Consider the following 15,589-nt stretch of genomic DNA (forward strand, 5'->3'; position numbering starts at 1 on the left):
GATGGAATCATTGATTCAAACCTATTTACCAAATGTCTATAAGATGGGCTGGGCTGGTCAAGCAGGCTGGGGAACAGCCATCTACCTAACCCTTTATATGACAGTTCTTTCCTTCATCATCGGAGGTTTCTTGGGACTAGTGGCAGGTCTTTTCCTTGTCTTGACAGCGCCAGGTGGTGTCTTGGAAAATAAGGTCGTTTTCTGGATTTTGGATAAGATTACCTCTATTTTCCGTGCGGTGCCATTTATCATTCTCTTGGCAGTCTTGTCACCCTTCTCACACCTAATCGTAGGGACAAGTATCGGGCCAAATGCGGCTATTGTACCCCTATCTTTTGCAGTCTTTGCCTTCTTTGCCCGTCAGGTGCAGGTTGTCTTGGCTGAGCTGGATGGCGGTGTCATTGAGGCGGCTCAAGCGAGCGGAGCGACATTCTGGGATATCGTAGGTGTCTATCTATCCGAAGGTCTTCCAGATTTGATCCGTGTGACGACTGTGACCTTGATTTCTCTTGTTGGAGAAACAGCTATGGCTGGTGCGGTTGGAGCTGGTGGTATTGGTAACGTAGCCATTGCTTATGGATTTAACCGTTACAATCACGATGTAACCATCTTGGCAACCATCATTATCATTTTGATTATCTTTGCGATCCAATTTTTGGGAGATTTCTTGACCAAAAAATTGAGCCATAAATAAAAAGAGCCGTGTGGCTCTTTTTTAGTAATCAGATTTTCTGCGCCAATTTTTTACTCAAGGCTTGTCCAATCAAGGCACCCATTAGGGCTCCGATGACAATACTTGCGATAAATAGAAGGACGGTTCCAGGATTTGGCGCGACCATGATACGGTCGATATATTCTTGGGATTTTCCTCTTGCTAGGAGGGTAGCCATATAGGCTTTGGGTGCAATCCACATGATTAGAATTGGTCCTGATGTGCTAAAGGCAAAGAGTATGAAAGAAAGGAAATTCTTAGTTTGGTCCTTGTATTTTCCGAGGTTAGCTACTGCATCTGCTAGGAGACCACAGATAATTCCAGGAAGGAAGGCACCGGCACCGTGTTTAGTTCCCAAGAAAAAGAGGGCAATGACAAGGCCGATAGTGGTAATGGCTCCAAAGCGCGGAACTTTTGCGACTAGGATCATATAGACGCTACCGCCGAAAAGGGCAGTAAAGGCAGGCGCATAAAACATGTTTCCAGCTTGGTCAAAGAAATTGCCCAAAAGGACACCAATCCCCATGCAGAGGAAGTAAAGAACTGCAAAAAGCAGTGTAGTTAAGATAGATTTTTTCATGAATTGTCTCCTGATAATTTTTTCACAATTCTCATTGTACCACGGTTTTATGGGATTGTAAATGGATACTAGAAGTTTTTGAAAACGCTTGAAATATGATATAATAGTTTCATAGTTATTTTTAGGGGGATATCATGGGTAGATTTTTAGACTTTGTCTTTAATCGTTTCTTTTTAGGGATGATTGCGACAGCCTTCTTTTGGCTATTAACCTTGGTAGGAGGGATTATCCTTGGTCTAGCGCCGGCTAGTGCCACCTTGATGAGCCTATATGCAGAACATGGTTACAGCTTTCGGGAATACAGTTTGAAGGAGGCGTGGTCTCTTTATAAGCAAAATTTCGTCTCAAGCAATCTGATTTTCTATAGCTTTTTAGGGGTGGATCTAGTTTTGGTCTATGGCCTGTATCTCTTGGTTCAATTGCCTCATCAGACTATTATTCATTTGATTGCGACCTTTTTGAATGTTCTAGTAGTTGCCCTGCTGTTTTTGGCTTATACAGTATCTTTGAAATTACAAGTTTATTTTGACTTGTCTTATCGAAATAGTCTCAAACTATCCTTGATTGGCATCTTTATGAGCTTAGCGCCTGTGGCCAAGGTTCTCCTTGGGACAGTGCTACTTGTGGCAATTGGTTACTATATGCCTGCCCTACTTTTCTTTGTAGGAATTGGGATGTGGCATTTCTTTATCAGTGATATGTTGGAACCGGTCTATGAAAGTATCCATGAAAAATTGGCGACAAAATAGAATGAAGCAGTTTTGGCTACATACGCTTCTAAGAACCTACAGTTCAGTTATGATGATTATTATTGCGAGTTTTGCAATCTTACTCTCTTACGCTGACTGGGATTCACGGGAAAAGGAAGCCCAGAGAGTAGCCCAACGTGTAACCACTCGAACAGTCGATGAGGTAGAGTATTATTATCGCGAGTCAGCCCAGCTAGCGCAAGATTTGGTAGCCAATCAAGACCGGATACAAGGGGTTTATAAGTACTTTAGCTTGTCAACTTCTGAGTATTTTTATTGGCTGTTGGAGCATCAAGCAGCTTCGTCAACTTCTATTTCTCTGTATGAAAACATTGATGATCTTTATGTCCAAAATGACTCTATAACGGGTGTTGCAATCGTCTTGCAGGATTTTAAAGAAGTTTATGTTTCAACAAGGGATAAAAGAAGTGGTCATGTCTTGCCAGCTGAGGCCTTTAAACCAGAGGCCAATAGTTTTGGAATTCCAGTTCTGGATCCAGCAACGGATCAATCTATAGGAGTGATATACATCTCCTTGGATCCAGAAGTTTTATATCATGCCATTGACAATACCCGAGGTCATATTCCGATGGCTGTTACTGTGACATCACCATTTGATACGGAGATTTTTCATATTGGTGAGAGGGTCAATAGGGAACATGAGAACTGGTTTGTTGGTATGACTTCTCATGGATATCAGGTTCAGGTGGCAGTTCCTAAAAACTTTGTTTTACAAGGAACAGTTGCCAGCTCTGCTTTGATTGTGGGTTTGAGCCTTCTCTTTATTGTCATTCTCTATCTGACTTTGAGGAAGACTTTTTCAAATTATCAAAAGCAGGTAGTGGATTTAGTGGATTCCATCCAAGCTATTGCCCAAGGAGAGGAAGGTCTTCGTATTGACACACTTGAAAAGGATCAGGAATTGCTCCTAATCGCGGAGACGACCAATGATATGTTGGATCGATTGGAAAAGAATATCCATGATATTTATCAGTTAGAGCTTAGTCAAAAAGATGCCAATATGCGGGCCTTGCAGGCGCAAATCAACCCTCACTTCATGTACAATACGCTGGAGTTCTTGCGCATGTACGCAGTCATGCAAAGTCAAGATGAGTTGGCAGATATCATTTATGAGTTCAGTAGCCTGTTGCGTAATAATATTTCGGACGAAAGAGAAACTCTTCTCAAGCAGGAATTAGAATTTTGTCGTAAATATAGTTATCTTTGCATGGTTCGTTATCCCAAGTCCATTGCCTATGGTTTCAAGATAGACCCAGAGTTAGAGAATATGAAGATTCCTAAGTTTACCTTACAACCGCTGGTAGAAAATTATTTCGCGCATGGTGTTGACCACAGACGGACAGATAATGTGATTAGCATCAAGGCGCTTAAACAGGCTGGTTTTGTAGAAATTTTGGTGGTAGATAATGGCCGTGGAATGTCGACTGAAAAGCTGGTCGATATCCGAGAAAAGTTAAGGCAGAGACATTTTGAACACCAAGCCAGTTATAGTGAACAAAAGCAGTCTATCGGGATTGTCAATGTCCATGAGCGTTTTGTGCTCTATTTTGGGGATCGCTATGCCATTACTATAGAGTCTGCGGAGCAAGCAGGTGTTCAGTATCGTATTACAATTCAAGATGAGTAGAAAGGGAGAAAATGTATAAAGTATTATTAGTAGATGATGAGTACATGGTGACAGAAGGTCTGAAACGTTTGATTCCTTTTGATAAGTGGGATATGGAGGTCGTCGCAACAGCCAGTCATGCCGATGAAGCCCTAGAATATGTTCAGAAAAATCCCGTCGATGTAGTCATTTCCGATGTCAATATGCCCGACAAAACAGGGCTTGATATGATTCGGGAGATGAAAGAAATCTTACCAGATGCTGCCTATATCCTGCTCTCAGGTTATCAGGAGTTTGATTATGTAAAAAGAGCAATGAACCTTAGTGTGGTGGACTATCTGGTCAAACCTGTTGATAAGGTAGAGTTGGGAAATCTGCTGGAGAAGATTGCAGGTCAGCTCGGCGAGAGAGGAAAGAAAAGTCAGATCCTCAGTCAAGATTTAGACGAGGCTGGATTTGTTAGTTATCTAGGAGGTAAGGAGAATTGGTGGATAGGCCTATCCAAGGAAAAACAAGGCTCTTTCACCATTCCCTACTATGTCTTGGGTCAAGACTGGCAGATTTTCATTTCTGACCAACCCCTAGATGGTTTAGTCGTTACTCCCTTTGAAGCTCCCTATCAAGAACACTTTGAACGCTGGAAGCTGAATGCTGAGAAAGCCCTCTTTTACGGCTCTGTAAATCTACAACGGTCTGAGAGTCTCTTTGCCTACTACGAACCGATTTATAGGGTTATCATTCAGGGGAATCTCAATCAAATCGTAGAAGAGTTAAATCTCTTGGAGAAGGTGGTTCTTGAAAATACGCCGCGTGTTCCGATTACCAAACAGCTTTTTATCCAGTTTGTCATGGATGTCTTTCATTTGTTTGAACATCTAAAGGCTGATGATTTGACGGATATTGTCAAAACGATTCATGCTATTCAAACCTTCGATGAATTGGTTCCTTATATCAAGGAAACTCTGACTCGATTCTTTGGGCAATATCGTATGAATGAAAATGTGGTTAGTGTGCTAGAAGTCATTGGGCGTGATTATCAGAAAGAACTTTCTCTCAAGGATATCAGTAAGGATCTCTTTATCAATCCTGTCTATCTGGGGCAGTTGATTAAGCGAGAAACCAATTCGACCTTCGCAGAGCTTTTAAACAAACAACGCATTAAGGCTGCTCAGCAACTTTTACTTTCAACCAGTGACAGTATCGAAGATATTTGTTATGCTGTTGGTTACAGTAATGTTGGATATTTCTATAAAGTGTTCCGAAAATTGTGCGGAAAATCGCCAAAAGCCTACCGAAAACAGGTAGAAACTACACTATAATATTTGTATCCCTTTACAAAAAGTGCTATAATATCAATAATAATATCAGGAGGTTCTATCATGAAAAAGAAACCGATTTATCTATGGGTATTACTGATTTTTTCAGCCTTACTCTCAGCAATGTCACTATTTGGAATCATATCTCCAGTACCTACTGCGGAGGCTATGAACAATCTAGAAACATCAGCATCAGGTGTTAATGCTACTTATGCTAAGGAGCTCGTTGCTTACACCATTAAGGTATCGGAGCATGGTCATTCTATCTTCAACATTCTCTTGGTTGTCTTATCTGTTATTCTGGTGGTTGTGTCTTTGGTTTTCCTTGTTCGTAAAAACATCCAATTGGCTAACTACACTTATCTTGCTTATGTCTTCGTTGCCATCGTTGGTTCTATCTACAACTTTATCGGCGTTCAGGATGCGGTTTTACTTTTTACAGACCCTAACATCCGTATGGGAGCGGAGCTTGGTGCCAAAGGTTCTGCTATTTTTGGGATCGTACTCAATGTTATCTTCCTAGCAATCGTCTTCTATAAAATGTGGCGTCAGCAAAAAGAATTGACAGAAACTCAAGAAGAGGAAGAACTTGCCTAAGAGTTGACAAAGCATAACTATCAAGATACAATCTTGGTAGTTATTTTTTATGATTTAAAAAAAGGAGGAGAACATGAAAAAAGTTTCCTTGGTCTACATCAGTCTGAGTGGAAATACGGAGAGTTTTGTGACGCGCTTGAAAGACTATCTCTTGTCCCAGTACGAGGGAATTGAGGTTCAAAAGATTCATATCAAGGATTTGGTCAAAGAAGGCCAAGATTTCTATGAAATGGACCATCCCTATGTTGCTTTTTTGCCGACTTACCTAGAAGGTGGGAATGGCGTGGATAACGGAGATGTCGAGATTTTGACGACACCAGTGGGAGATTTTATCGCCTATGGTGACAATGCCAGTAAGTGTTTTGGTGTGGTTGGTTCAGGAAATCGTAACTTTAATAACCAATACTGCCTGACAGCCAAGCAATATAGTCAACGTTTTGGCTTCCCTGTATTGGCTGATTTTGAAATGCGAGGTATGCTGGGAGATATCAAACGTGTCGCAGCGATTATCGCAGATTTGTATGAGTTGGAAAGTTAAGCTGAAACCAATCTTGCAATCATTAGAAGAAAGAACTTATTATATCCCCCTCTATAGCAGAGATGAAAATTACCTATAAAATTTTTAATATAAATGTTATTTGCTATAGTTGGAAGATAAAAATTATGCCCTAAAAAAACCGAGAAGCTTTCTTCTCGGTTTTTGATTATTTCAATTGATCTGTAATGTCTTTTGATAGCAACATTCCTAGATGATAAGTTTTATTGATGTAAGCAATGACATCATTGATGTTTTCAGTCGTGTGAATTTTCTCTTTGATGTCAGACCTAAATGTTTCATCCTTTAAAAGTTGTTCTTGGTAGAGTTTTTGCAGTCTCTCCTTCTCGTACTTATTAAGCAGAAAAAGGAAAACCAAGCTAATCACAACGAGGATATAAGCATATTGGCTCATAGAATATCTCCCTGTATGATAAAGAAGTAGTGAATAAATCAATTTAGTGGATCTAAAATAGCAGAACAAGTCAGCAAAACTTGATAAGATTTCTGATAGATCTCTAAACCAAAATCCGTATAGATTTAGTGTAAGTTACTTAGATTGCTTTACATTCTAGTGACTTGAAGATTAGCACCAGCCACTAAGCCAATTAATAGATTTGGTTGACCAATTTAGTGAGGCGTTTAGGCAAGTGTCTCTGGTTACGACGTAAAGAAACATAAATCGATAATATTTATGTTTCTTTACTAGTGAAGCAGTTAGCTAGTCCGCATAAAAGCGGCTAGCGTCTAACAATTAGGAACTTTAGTTCCAATAACTTTAAGATTACGACGTTTTAGGACATAAGTCGATCATATTTATGTCCTAAAACTAGTGAAGCGCCTAGCCAAATCTCTGATAGGATTTGGCGTTAGTTACTTAGATTGCAAAGCAATCTAAGTAACTTTGGCGATTTACATCTTCTCAGGTGCTTCTACTCCAAGCAAGCGAAGTGCTTCTTTGAGAACGACTGCGGTTGCGTAGCTGAGTGCTAGACGGCTGTCGCGTTCTGGACTTTCATCCAAGATACGTGTATGTGCATAATATTTGTTGAAGGATTGAGCCAGGCTAATTGCAAATTTTGCAATGATAGAAGGTTCAAAGTTATCCGCCGCACGGTTAATAATACGTGGGAAGTCTTGGATGAGTTTGATGATTTCCCAGCTTTCTGCATCATTCAAGCTATAGTTGCCAGCAGTTTCTGGTTTAAAGTCTGCTTTGCGTAAGATCGATTGGATACGAGCATAGGCATATTGAACGTAAGGTCCAGTTTCACCCTCGAAGGATACCATAGCTTCTAGGTCGAAGTCGTATCCATTTGTACGGTCGGTCTTGAGGTCATAGAATTTAATGGCTCCAACCCCAACAGCATGCGCTACCTGGTCTTTGTTTTCTAGTTCAGGATTTTTAGCCTCGATTTGGGCCTTGGCACGACTAACGGCCTCTGCAACAGTAGGCTCTAGTAAGATGACATTCCCTTTACGAGTAGAGAGTTTCTTCCCTTCTTTTGTAACCAAACCAAAAGGAACGTGAGTAATATCGTTACTCCAGTCGTAGCCCATCTCTTGCAAGACGGCTTTGAGCTGTTTAAAGTGGGCAGATTGTTCTTGGCCAACGACGTAGATAGATTTGGCAAATTGGTATTCATTTTTACGGTAAAGGGCTGCGGCCAAGTCACGAGTGATATAGAGAGTTGCACCATCCGATTTCTTGATAAGGGCTGGATGTTCAATTCCATATTTCTCAAGATTCACAACTTGGGCACCTTCTGACTCAACAAGAAGGCCTTTTTCAGAAAGAATGTCTACGACTGCATCCATCTTATCGTTATAGAAGGCTTCTCCGTTATAGCTGTCAAATTCAACCTGCAATTCATTGTAAAGGCGGTTAAATTCCACCAAACTTTCATCACGGAACCATTGCCAAAGAGCGAGAGCTTCCTCGTCTCCATTTTCAAGTTTACGGAACCATTCGCGTGCTTCTTCATCCAAGCTAGGGTCATTTTCAGTTTCAGCGTTGATGCGGACATAGAGTTTAAGAAGTTCATCAATTGGATGAGCTTTTACAGCTTCTTCGTCGCCCCATTTTTTGTAGGCAACAATCAGCATTCCAAACTGTTTACCCCAGTCTCCCAAATGGTTGACCTTGACTGTTTGATATCCGATTTTTTGGAAAATATGTGATAAGCTATCTCCGATAACAGTTGAACGTAGATGACCAATAGAAAATGGTTTAGCGATATTAGGACTAGACATGTCGATCACAACATTTTCTTGCTTGCCAATATGTTGGTCAGCATAGTGTTCTTTTTGAGTGATAACAGCTTGCAATACTTGAGCAGAAATGGCAGATTTATCAAGGAAAAAGTTAACGTAAGGTCCTGTTGCGACAACCTTTTCAAAGGCTTGGCTGTTAATTTTTTCAGCCAGTTCAGCAGCAATCATTTGAGGTGCTTTACGTTCGACTTTTGCAAGAGAAAAAGCAGGGAAAGCGATGTCTCCCATTTCTGAGTTTTTAGGGGTTTCCAGTAAATTTAAAATAGCCTCTTGGTCCAGGCTATCAATGACGCTAGCCAACTCGCTAGCAATCAATTCTTTTGTATTCATTAAGAGCTCCTTTTTGGACTTTTCTACTATTTTATCACAATTTTAAAGAAAGAAGAAAAAATTTTTGAAATCTCCTGTTTTTTTGGTATAATATAGTTATAAAATTAGTTATAAATATGCATATAAGAGGATTTTATGAGAAAAAGAGATCGTCATCAGTTAATAAAAAAAATGATTACTGAGGAGAAATTAAGTACACAAAAAGAAATTCAAGATCGGTTGGAGGCACACAATGTCTTTGTGACGCAGACAACCTTGTCTCGTGATTTGCGCGAAATCGGCTTGACCAAGGTCAAGAAAAATGATATGGTGTATTATGTACTAGCAAATGAGACAGAAAAGATTGATTTGGTGGAATTTTTGTCTCATCATTTAGAAGGTGTTGCAAGAGCAGAGTTTACCTTGGTGCTTCATACCAAATTGGGAGAAGCCTCTGTTTTGGCAAATATTGTTGATGCAAACAAGGATGAATGGATTTTAGGAACAGTTGCTGGTGCCAATACCTTATTGGTTATTTGTCGAGACCAGCACGTTGCCAAACTCATGGAAGATCGTTTGCTAGATTTGATGAAAGATAAGTAAGGTCTTGGGAGTTACTCTCAAGACTTATTTTTGACAAGGAGAGACGGAAAATGGCGACAGAAAAGCTATCACCCGGCATGCAACAGTATGTGGATATTAAAAAGCAATATCCAGATGCGTTTTTGCTCTTTCGGATGGGTGATTTTTATGAATTATTTTACGAGGATGCGGTCAATGCTGCGCAGATTCTGGAAATTTCCTTAACGAGTCGCAACAAGAATGCCGACAATCCGATTCCTATGGCGGGTGTTCCTTATCATTCTGCCCAACAGTATATCGATGTCTTGATTGAGCAGGGCTTTAAGGTAGCTATTGCAGAGCAGATGGAAGATCCTAAACAAGCTGTTGGAGTTGTGAAACGAGAGGTTGTTCAAGTCATTACGCCAGGGACAGTGGTCGACAGTAGTAAGCCGGACAGTCAGAATAATTTCTTGGTTGCCATAGACCGTGATGGGAGTCAATTTGGCCTCGCTTATATGGACCTAGTGACGGGTGATTTTTATGTGACAGGTCTTTTGGATTTTACGCTAGTTTGTGGGGAAATCCGTAACCTTAAGGCGCGAGAAGTGGTGTTGGGTTATGACTTGTCTGAGGAGGAAGAACAAATCCTCAGTCGCCAGATGAATCTGGTGCTCTCTTATGAAAAAGAAGGCTTTGAGGACCTTCATTTGCTGGATTCACGATTGGCAGCGGTGGAGCAAGCGGCGTCTAGTAAACTGCTTCAGTATGTTCATCGGACTCAGATGAGGGAATTGAACCACCTCAAACCTGTTATCCGATATGAAATCAAGGATTTCTTGCAGATGGATTATGCGACCAAGGCTAGTCTGGATTTGGTTGAGAATGCTCGTTCAGGCAAGAAGCAAGGCAGTCTTTTCTGGCTTTTGGATGAAACAAAGACGGCTATGGGGATGCGACTCTTGCGTTCTTGGATTCATCGTCCTTTGATTGATAAGGAACGAATCATCCAACGTCAAGAAGTGGTGCAGGTCTTTCTCGACCATTTCTTTGAGCGCAGTGATTTGACAGACAGTCTCAAGGGTGTTTATGACATCGAACGTTTGGCTAGTCGGGTTTCTTTTGGCAAAACCAATCCCAAGGACCTCCTGCAGCTGGCGACCACCTTGTCTAGCGTACCACGGATTCGTGCGATTTTAGAAGGGATGGAGCAACCTGCTCTAGCCTATCTCATTGAACAACTGGATGGAATCCCTGAATTGGAGAGCTTGATTAGCGCAGCGATTGCTCCTGAAGCTCCTCATGTGATTACAGAAGGTGGTATTATCCGGACTGGATTTGATGAGACTTTAGACAAGTACCGTCGCGTTCTCAGAGAAGGGGCTAGCTGGATTGCTGAGATTGAGGCTAAGGAGCGAGAAAACTCTGGTATTAGCGCACTTAAGATTGTCTATAATAAAAAGGACGGCTACTATTTCCATGTGACCAATTCGCAACTGGGAAATGTGCCAGCCCATTTTTTCCGCAAGGCAACGCTGAAAAACTCAGAACGCTTTGGAACCGAAGAATTAGCCCGTATCGAGGGAGATATGTTGGAGGCGCGTGAGAAGTCAGCTAACCTAGAGTACGAAATTTTTATGCGTATTCGTGAAGAGGTTAGCAAGTACATCCAGCGTTTACAAGCTCTAGCCCAAGGAATTGCGACGGTTGATGTCTTGCAAAGTCTGGCGGTTGTGGCTGAAACTCAGCATTTGATTCGACCAGAGTTCGGAGAGGATTCGCGGATTGATATCCAGAAAGGGCGCCATGCTGTCGTTGAAAAGGTCATGGGGGCTCAGACCTATATTCCAAATACGATTCAGATGGCAGAAGATACCAGTATTCAACTGATTACAGGGCCAAACATGAGTGGTAAGTCAACCTATATGCGCCAGTTAGCCATGACGGCAGTTATGGCCCAGATGGGTTCCTATGTGCCAGCAGAAAGCGCCCATTTACCGATTTTTGATGCAATCTTTACCCGTATTGGAGCAGCAGATGACTTGGTTTCAGGTCAATCAACCTTTATGGTAGAGATGATGGAGGCCAACAATGCCATTTCGCATGCGACCAAGAACTCTCTCATTCTCTTTGATGAATTGGGACGGGGAACTGCAACTTATGATGGTATGGCTCTCGCTCAGTCTATCATCGAATACATCCATGAGCATATCGGAGCCAAGACCCTCTTTGCGACCCACTACCATGAGTTGACTAGTCTGGAGTCCAGCTTGGAACACTTGGTCAATGTTCACGTGGCAACTTTGGAGCAGGGTGGGCAGGTGACCTTCCTTCATAAGATTGAACCAGGTCCAGCTGACAAATCCTACGGTATCCATGTTGCCAAGATTGCTGGCTTACCAGCAGACCTTTTAGCAAGGGCGGATAAGATTTTGACTCAGTTAGAGAATCAAGGGACAGAAAGTCCTGCTCCTATGAGGCAAACAAGTGCTGTCACAGAACAGATTTCACTCTTTGATACGGCAGAAGAGCATCCTATCCTAGCAGAATTAGCTAAATTGGACATTTACAACATGACACCCATGCAGGCCATGAATGTTTTGGTTGAGTTAAAACAAAAACTATAAAAATAATCCCACTCATGCATTTGTGAGTGGGATTATTGCTCTTACTTTCTATGTTCCAAGAGTTGATTGATATGGTCTACTTTTTTAGCTTCTCTTTTATAGAGAATGGCCCAAATGATTAGATAGACAATCGCAAACTCGATAATGAGCTGGAGATAGAAGATCCAGTGGAAGGGGAACCAACCTGCTAGGGTTGCTAATGGGACAAAGCCAGCCAGCATGAGGAAGAAATGGGTCAGAGTGGCACGAAGCATGCTCCAGTCACGGCTGAATAATCGTTTACCAAAGTTGAAGAGAATACCGATGGCTGCCCAGATAAGAGTACAGTAGAGCAAGACCAGGGCACCGTGAACCTGATGTTGAGCCATCACTTGGCCGATGATAGAGTAGGGATTTAGTGGTGCGTAGGTATTTGGTGCATAAATGAGTGAAAAGATGATAGAGAGGATGAGTCCGATAAGAACACCGGCGGTTGCGTCGTGGAAGATTTGTTTTTTCATAGTTCTAATTTCTCCTTGATGGTTTTTAGATAACGGCGTGAAGAATAGGTGAAACTTTCGTTTTTTAGAAAGATTTCTACCAGACCGTTTGGGGTTAGCTTGAGATGAGAGATGGAGTTGATATTGATGATTTCTGATTGGGAAATTTGGATAAAATTGGTTGGCAGAATTTCAAGAACCTGATAGAGCCGTAAATCAATATTGTAGGTCTGGCTAGCCGTTTCTGCAAGAACCTTCCGATTCTCGATATAGAAGCGCTGTATCTTGCCAATCTCAACGAGATAGACCTGATTATTGATTTTCCCTTTGATTTTTTCTGTTCGATCCAGATTTTCTGCGAACTCGATGACTTTCTGAACTTTCTCGGTTTCTTGAGGTGCTTGAACAATCAGTTTTTCCTCCTTGTAAGTCTCACTAATCTGTAGTTCTACTTTCATAAATTTCTCTCCTTGTTTTTCATACAAAATTGTGATCACTTCTTGTACACCTTTATTAAACACTATTTTACGACACCTGGCAAGGGACTTTGTCTATGTGGAGGGATTTGGTTCCTATGTGGTGCTTGCTTTTCTGTCCTATCTGAAATATGGTATAATAGCACTAATCAATTTCTAGGAAAATAGATACAGAAAGGGGCTGAAAGATGTCTCATATTATTGAATTGCCAGAGGTGCTGGCAAACCAGATTGCAGCTGGAGAGGTTATCGAGCGTCCAGCTAGCGTTGTTAAGGAGCTGGTAGAAAATGCCATTGACGCTGGCTCTAGCCAGATTATCATTGAGATTGAGGAAGCTGGTCTCAAGAAAATCCAAATCACAGATAATGGTCATGGAATTGCCCACGATGAGGTGGAGCTGGCCCTGCGCCGTCATGCGACCAGTAAGATCAAAAATCAAGCGGATCTTTTTCGAATACGGACGCTTGGTTTTCGCGGTGAAGCCCTTCCTTCTATAGCGTCTGTTAGTGTCTTAACTCTGCTAACGGCGGTAGATGGTGCTAGTCACGGGACCAAGCTGGTCGCGCGTGGGGGAGAAGTAGAGGAAATCATCCCAGCGACCAGTCCTGTGGGAACCAAGGTTTGTGTGGAGGGCCTTTTTTTCAACACGCCTGCCCGCCTCAAGTATATGAAGAGCCAGCAAGCAGAGTTATCTCATATCATTGATATTGTCAACCGTCTGGGTTTGGCCCATCCTGAGATTTCTTTTAGTTTGATTAGTGATGGTAAGGAAATGACACGAACAGCGGGAACAGGTCAATTGCGCCAAGCTATCGCAGGGATTTACGGTTTGGTGAGTGCCAAGAAGATGATTGAAATTGAGAATTCTGACCTTGATTTCGAAATTTCTGGCTTTGTGTCCTTGCCTGAGTTAACTCGGGCCAATCGCAATTATATCAGTCTCTTCATCAATGGTCGTTATATCAAGAATTTCCTACTCAATCGTGCTATTTTAGATGGTTACGGAAGTAAGCTCATGGTGGGACGCTTTCCGTTGGCTGTTATTCATATCCATATTGACCCTTATCTAGCGGATGTCAATGTGCATCCAACCAAGCAAGAGGTGCGGATTTCCAAGGAAAAAGAACTGATGACCCTGGTCTCAGAAGCTATTTCTAATAGTCTCAAGGAGCAAACTTTGATACCTGATGCCTTGGAAAATCTTGCTAAATCGACCGTGCGCAATCGTCAAAAGGTGGAGCAGACCATTCTCCCACTCAAAGAAAATACTCTCTACTATGAGAAAACAGAGGCAAATAGATCCAGTCAAGCTGAGGTGGCTGATTATCAGGTAGAATTAACTGAGGAAAGGCAAGACTTGACCTTGTTTGCCAAGGAAACCTTGGATCAATTGACCAAGCCAGCAAAACTGCATTTTGCAGAGAGAAAGCCTGCTAACTACGACCAACTAGACCATCCAGAGCTAGACTTAGCCAGTCTGGATAAGGCTTATGACAAGCTGGAGCGAGAAGAAGCATCCAGCTTCCCAGAGTTAGAATTTTTCGGGCAAATGCATGGAACCTATCTCTTTGCCCAAGGGCGAGATGGGCTCTACATCATAGACCAACATGCGGCTCAGGAACGGGTTAAATATGAGGAATATCGTGAAAGCATTGGCAATGTTGACCAGAGCCAGCAGCAACTCCTAGTGCCCTATATCTTTGAATTTCCTGCGGATGATGCCCTTCGTCTCAAGGAAAGAATGCCTCTTTTAGAGGAAGTTGGAGTCTTTCTAGCAGAGTACGGGGAAAATCAATTCATCCTACGTGAACATCCTATTTGGATGGCAGAAGAAGAGATTGAGTCAGGCATCTATGAAATGTGTGACATGCTCCTTTTGACCAAGGAAGTTTCTATCAAGAAATATCGAGCAGAGTTGGCTATTATGATGTCCTGCAAACGGTCTATCAAGGCCAACCATCGTATCGATGACCATTCGGCTAGACAGCTCCTCTATCAGCTTTCTCAGTGTGACAATCCCTATAACTGTCCCCATGGACGTCCTGTTTTAGTGCATTTTACCAAGTCAGATATGGAAAAGATGTTCCGACGCATTCAGGAAAATCACACCAGTCTCCGTGAGTTGGGGAAATATTAAACTAAAAGGAAAACTATGTACGAATATTTAAAAGGAATCATTACCAAAATTACTGCTAAATACATTGTTCTTGAAACCAACGGTATCGGTTATATCCTGCATGTGGCCAATCCTTATGCCTATTCAGGTCAGATCAACCAAGAAGCTCAAATTTATGTGTATCAGGTTGTGCGTGAGGACGCTCATCTGCTCTATGGATTTCGCACAGAAGACGAGAAAAAGCTCTTTCTCAGTCTGATTTCGGTCTCTGGGATTGGTCCTGTATCAGCTCTTGCTATTATTGCTGCCGATGACAATGCTGGCTTGGTTCAAGCTATCGAAACCAAGAACATCACCTACTTGACTAAGTTCCCTAAAATTGGCAAGAAAACAGCCCAGCAGATGGTGTTGGACTTGGAAGGCAAGGTAGTAGTTGCAGGAGATGATCTTCCTGCCAAGGTGGCAGTGCAAGCTAGCGCTGAAAACCAAGAATTGGAAGAAGCTATGGAAGCCATGTTGGCTTTGGGCTACAAGGCAATCGAGCTCAAGAAAATCAAGAAATTCTTTGAAGGAACGACAGATACAGCTGAGAACTATATCAAGTCGGCCCTTAAAATGTTGGTCAAATAG

General features: G+C 42.0%; 15 protein-coding genes. 10 read left to right on the forward strand and 5 right to left on the reverse strand.

Annotated elements, in window-relative coordinates; all coding sequences use genetic code 11:
• Position 1 precedes the first annotated feature (1 nt).
• Entirely contained in the window at positions 2-694 is a 693-nt protein-coding gene (locus D8855_RS00705; RefSeq protein ID WP_000444647.1) for a methionine ABC transporter permease, read from the forward strand.
• A gap of 28 nt (positions 695-722) precedes the next feature.
• Here the strand turns inward: D8855_RS00705 and D8855_RS00710 are convergent, their stop codons facing one another.
• Entirely contained in the window at positions 723-1,292 is a 570-nt protein-coding gene (locus D8855_RS00710; RefSeq protein WP_033685599.1) for an MptD family putative ECF transporter S component, read from the reverse strand.
• Between the two features lie 134 nt (positions 1,293-1,426).
• Here D8855_RS00710 and D8855_RS00715 point away from each other — a divergent pair, with 134 nt between their 5' ends.
• From D8855_RS00715 to nrdI, 5 genes are all read left to right on the forward strand, one after another.
• Positions 1,427-2,041: a YesL family protein gene (locus D8855_RS00715; protein WP_049493892.1), complete on the forward strand. Its 615-nt coding sequence runs from the start codon at positions 1,427-1,429 to the stop codon at positions 2,039-2,041.
• Positions 2,019-3,689, forward strand: a complete 1,671-nt coding sequence (locus D8855_RS00720) for a sensor histidine kinase (protein ID WP_306425617.1) — start codon at positions 2,019-2,021, stop codon at positions 3,687-3,689. The genes D8855_RS00715 and D8855_RS00720 overlap by 23 nt, the downstream gene beginning before the upstream one ends.
• 11 nt (positions 3,690-3,700) lie before the next feature.
• Entirely contained in the window at positions 3,701-4,987 is a 1,287-nt protein-coding gene (locus D8855_RS00725) for a response regulator transcription factor (protein ID WP_033682432.1), read from the forward strand.
• 60 nt (positions 4,988-5,047) lie between these two features.
• Positions 5,048-5,581, forward strand: coding sequence for an ABC transporter permease (locus tag D8855_RS00730; RefSeq protein WP_049493894.1), 534 nt, complete (start codon positions 5,048-5,050; stop codon positions 5,579-5,581).
• Between the two features lie 73 nt (positions 5,582-5,654).
• Positions 5,655-6,119: a class Ib ribonucleoside-diphosphate reductase assembly flavoprotein NrdI gene (gene nrdI, locus D8855_RS00735; RefSeq protein ID WP_020901834.1), complete on the forward strand. Its 465-nt coding sequence runs from the start codon at positions 5,655-5,657 to the stop codon at positions 6,117-6,119.
• Between the two features lie 166 nt (positions 6,120-6,285).
• On the opposite strand, the gene D8855_RS00740 is transcribed toward nrdI, so the two are convergent.
• Positions 6,286-6,531 (reverse strand): hypothetical protein, encoded by a 246-nt coding sequence (locus tag D8855_RS00740; RefSeq protein ID WP_042751768.1) that lies wholly within the window; start codon positions 6,529-6,531, stop codon positions 6,286-6,288.
• A gap of 497 nt (positions 6,532-7,028) precedes the next feature.
• Positions 7,029-8,720 (reverse strand): arginine--tRNA ligase, encoded by a 1,692-nt coding sequence (gene argS / locus D8855_RS00745; protein ID WP_125408977.1) that lies wholly within the window; start codon positions 8,718-8,720, stop codon positions 7,029-7,031.
• A gap of 135 nt (positions 8,721-8,855) precedes the next feature.
• Between argS and argR the strand changes: the two genes are divergently transcribed.
• Positions 8,856-9,302, forward strand: coding sequence for an arginine repressor (gene argR, locus D8855_RS00750; protein ID WP_001231476.1), 447 nt, complete (start codon positions 8,856-8,858; stop codon positions 9,300-9,302).
• A 50-nt stretch (positions 9,303-9,352) separates the two neighbouring features.
• On the forward strand, positions 9,353-11,887 hold the full coding sequence (gene mutS / locus D8855_RS00755; RefSeq protein ID WP_125415535.1) for a DNA mismatch repair protein MutS: 2,535 nt from the start codon (positions 9,353-9,355) through the stop codon (positions 11,885-11,887).
• A 41-nt stretch (positions 11,888-11,928) separates the two neighbouring features.
• Here mutS and D8855_RS00760 read toward each other — a convergent pair whose 3' ends face one another.
• Both D8855_RS00760 and D8855_RS00765 read right to left on the reverse strand, forming a co-directional pair.
• On the reverse strand, positions 11,929-12,387 hold the full coding sequence (locus tag D8855_RS00760; protein ID WP_125415537.1) for a DUF3021 domain-containing protein: 459 nt from the start codon (positions 12,385-12,387) through the stop codon (positions 11,929-11,931).
• On the reverse strand, positions 12,384-12,824 hold the full coding sequence (locus D8855_RS00765; protein WP_125415539.1) for a LytTR family DNA-binding domain-containing protein: 441 nt from the start codon (positions 12,822-12,824) through the stop codon (positions 12,384-12,386). The genes D8855_RS00760 and D8855_RS00765 overlap by 4 nt, the downstream gene beginning before the upstream one ends.
• Before the next feature lie 206 nt (positions 12,825-13,030).
• On the opposite strand from D8855_RS00765, the gene mutL reads away from it, so the two are divergent.
• Both mutL and ruvA read left to right on the forward strand, forming a co-directional pair.
• Positions 13,031-14,980: a DNA mismatch repair endonuclease MutL gene (gene mutL, locus D8855_RS00775; protein ID WP_125415541.1), complete on the forward strand. Its 1,950-nt coding sequence runs from the start codon at positions 13,031-13,033 to the stop codon at positions 14,978-14,980.
• 15 nt (positions 14,981-14,995) lie between these two features.
• Positions 14,996-15,589, forward strand: a complete 594-nt coding sequence (gene ruvA, locus D8855_RS00780) for a Holliday junction branch migration protein RuvA (RefSeq protein ID WP_125415543.1) — start codon at positions 14,996-14,998, stop codon at positions 15,587-15,589.

Origin of the sequence: Streptococcus mitis, assembly GCF_003942685.1 — a bacterium.
Classification (GTDB): Bacteria; Bacillota; Bacilli; order Lactobacillales; family Streptococcaceae; genus Streptococcus; species Streptococcus mitis_CD.

Bases quoted from the DNA above. Each gene is read 5' to 3' on its own strand.
- D8855_RS00705 (WP_000444647.1), top strand. From the start codon at position 2: ATGGAATCATTGATTCAAACCTATTTACCAAATGTCTATAAGATGGGC.
- D8855_RS00760 (WP_125415537.1), bottom strand. From the start codon at position 12,387: ATGAAAAAACAAATCTTCCACGACGCAACCGCCGGTGTTCTTATCGGA.
- D8855_RS00710 (WP_033685599.1), bottom strand. From the start codon at position 1,292: ATGAAAAAATCTATCTTAACTACACTGCTTTTTGCAGTTCTTTACTTC.
- D8855_RS00725 (WP_033682432.1), top strand. From the start codon at position 3,701: ATGTATAAAGTATTATTAGTAGATGATGAGTACATGGTGACAGAAGGT.
- D8855_RS00730 (WP_049493894.1), top strand. From the start codon at position 5,048: ATGAAAAAGAAACCGATTTATCTATGGGTATTACTGATTTTTTCAGCC.
- D8855_RS00740 (WP_042751768.1), bottom strand. From the start codon at position 6,531: ATGAGCCAATATGCTTATATCCTCGTTGTGATTAGCTTGGTTTTCCTT.
- ruvA (WP_125415543.1), top strand. From the start codon at position 14,996: ATGTACGAATATTTAAAAGGAATCATTACCAAAATTACTGCTAAATAC.
- argS (WP_125408977.1), bottom strand. From the start codon at position 8,720: ATGAATACAAAAGAATTGATTGCTAGCGAGTTGGCTAGCGTCATTGAT.
- argR (WP_001231476.1), top strand. From the start codon at position 8,856: ATGAGAAAAAGAGATCGTCATCAGTTAATAAAAAAAATGATTACTGAG.
- nrdI (WP_020901834.1), top strand. From the start codon at position 5,655: ATGAAAAAAGTTTCCTTGGTCTACATCAGTCTGAGTGGAAATACGGAG.
- D8855_RS00720 (WP_306425617.1), top strand. From the start codon at position 2,019: ATGAAAAATTGGCGACAAAATAGAATGAAGCAGTTTTGGCTACATACG.
- D8855_RS00765 (WP_125415539.1), bottom strand. From the start codon at position 12,824: ATGAAAGTAGAACTACAGATTAGTGAGACTTACAAGGAGGAAAAACTG.
- mutL (WP_125415541.1), top strand. From the start codon at position 13,031: ATGTCTCATATTATTGAATTGCCAGAGGTGCTGGCAAACCAGATTGCA.
- D8855_RS00715 (WP_049493892.1), top strand. From the start codon at position 1,427: ATGGGTAGATTTTTAGACTTTGTCTTTAATCGTTTCTTTTTAGGGATG.
- mutS (WP_125415535.1), top strand. From the start codon at position 9,353: ATGGCGACAGAAAAGCTATCACCCGGCATGCAACAGTATGTGGATATT.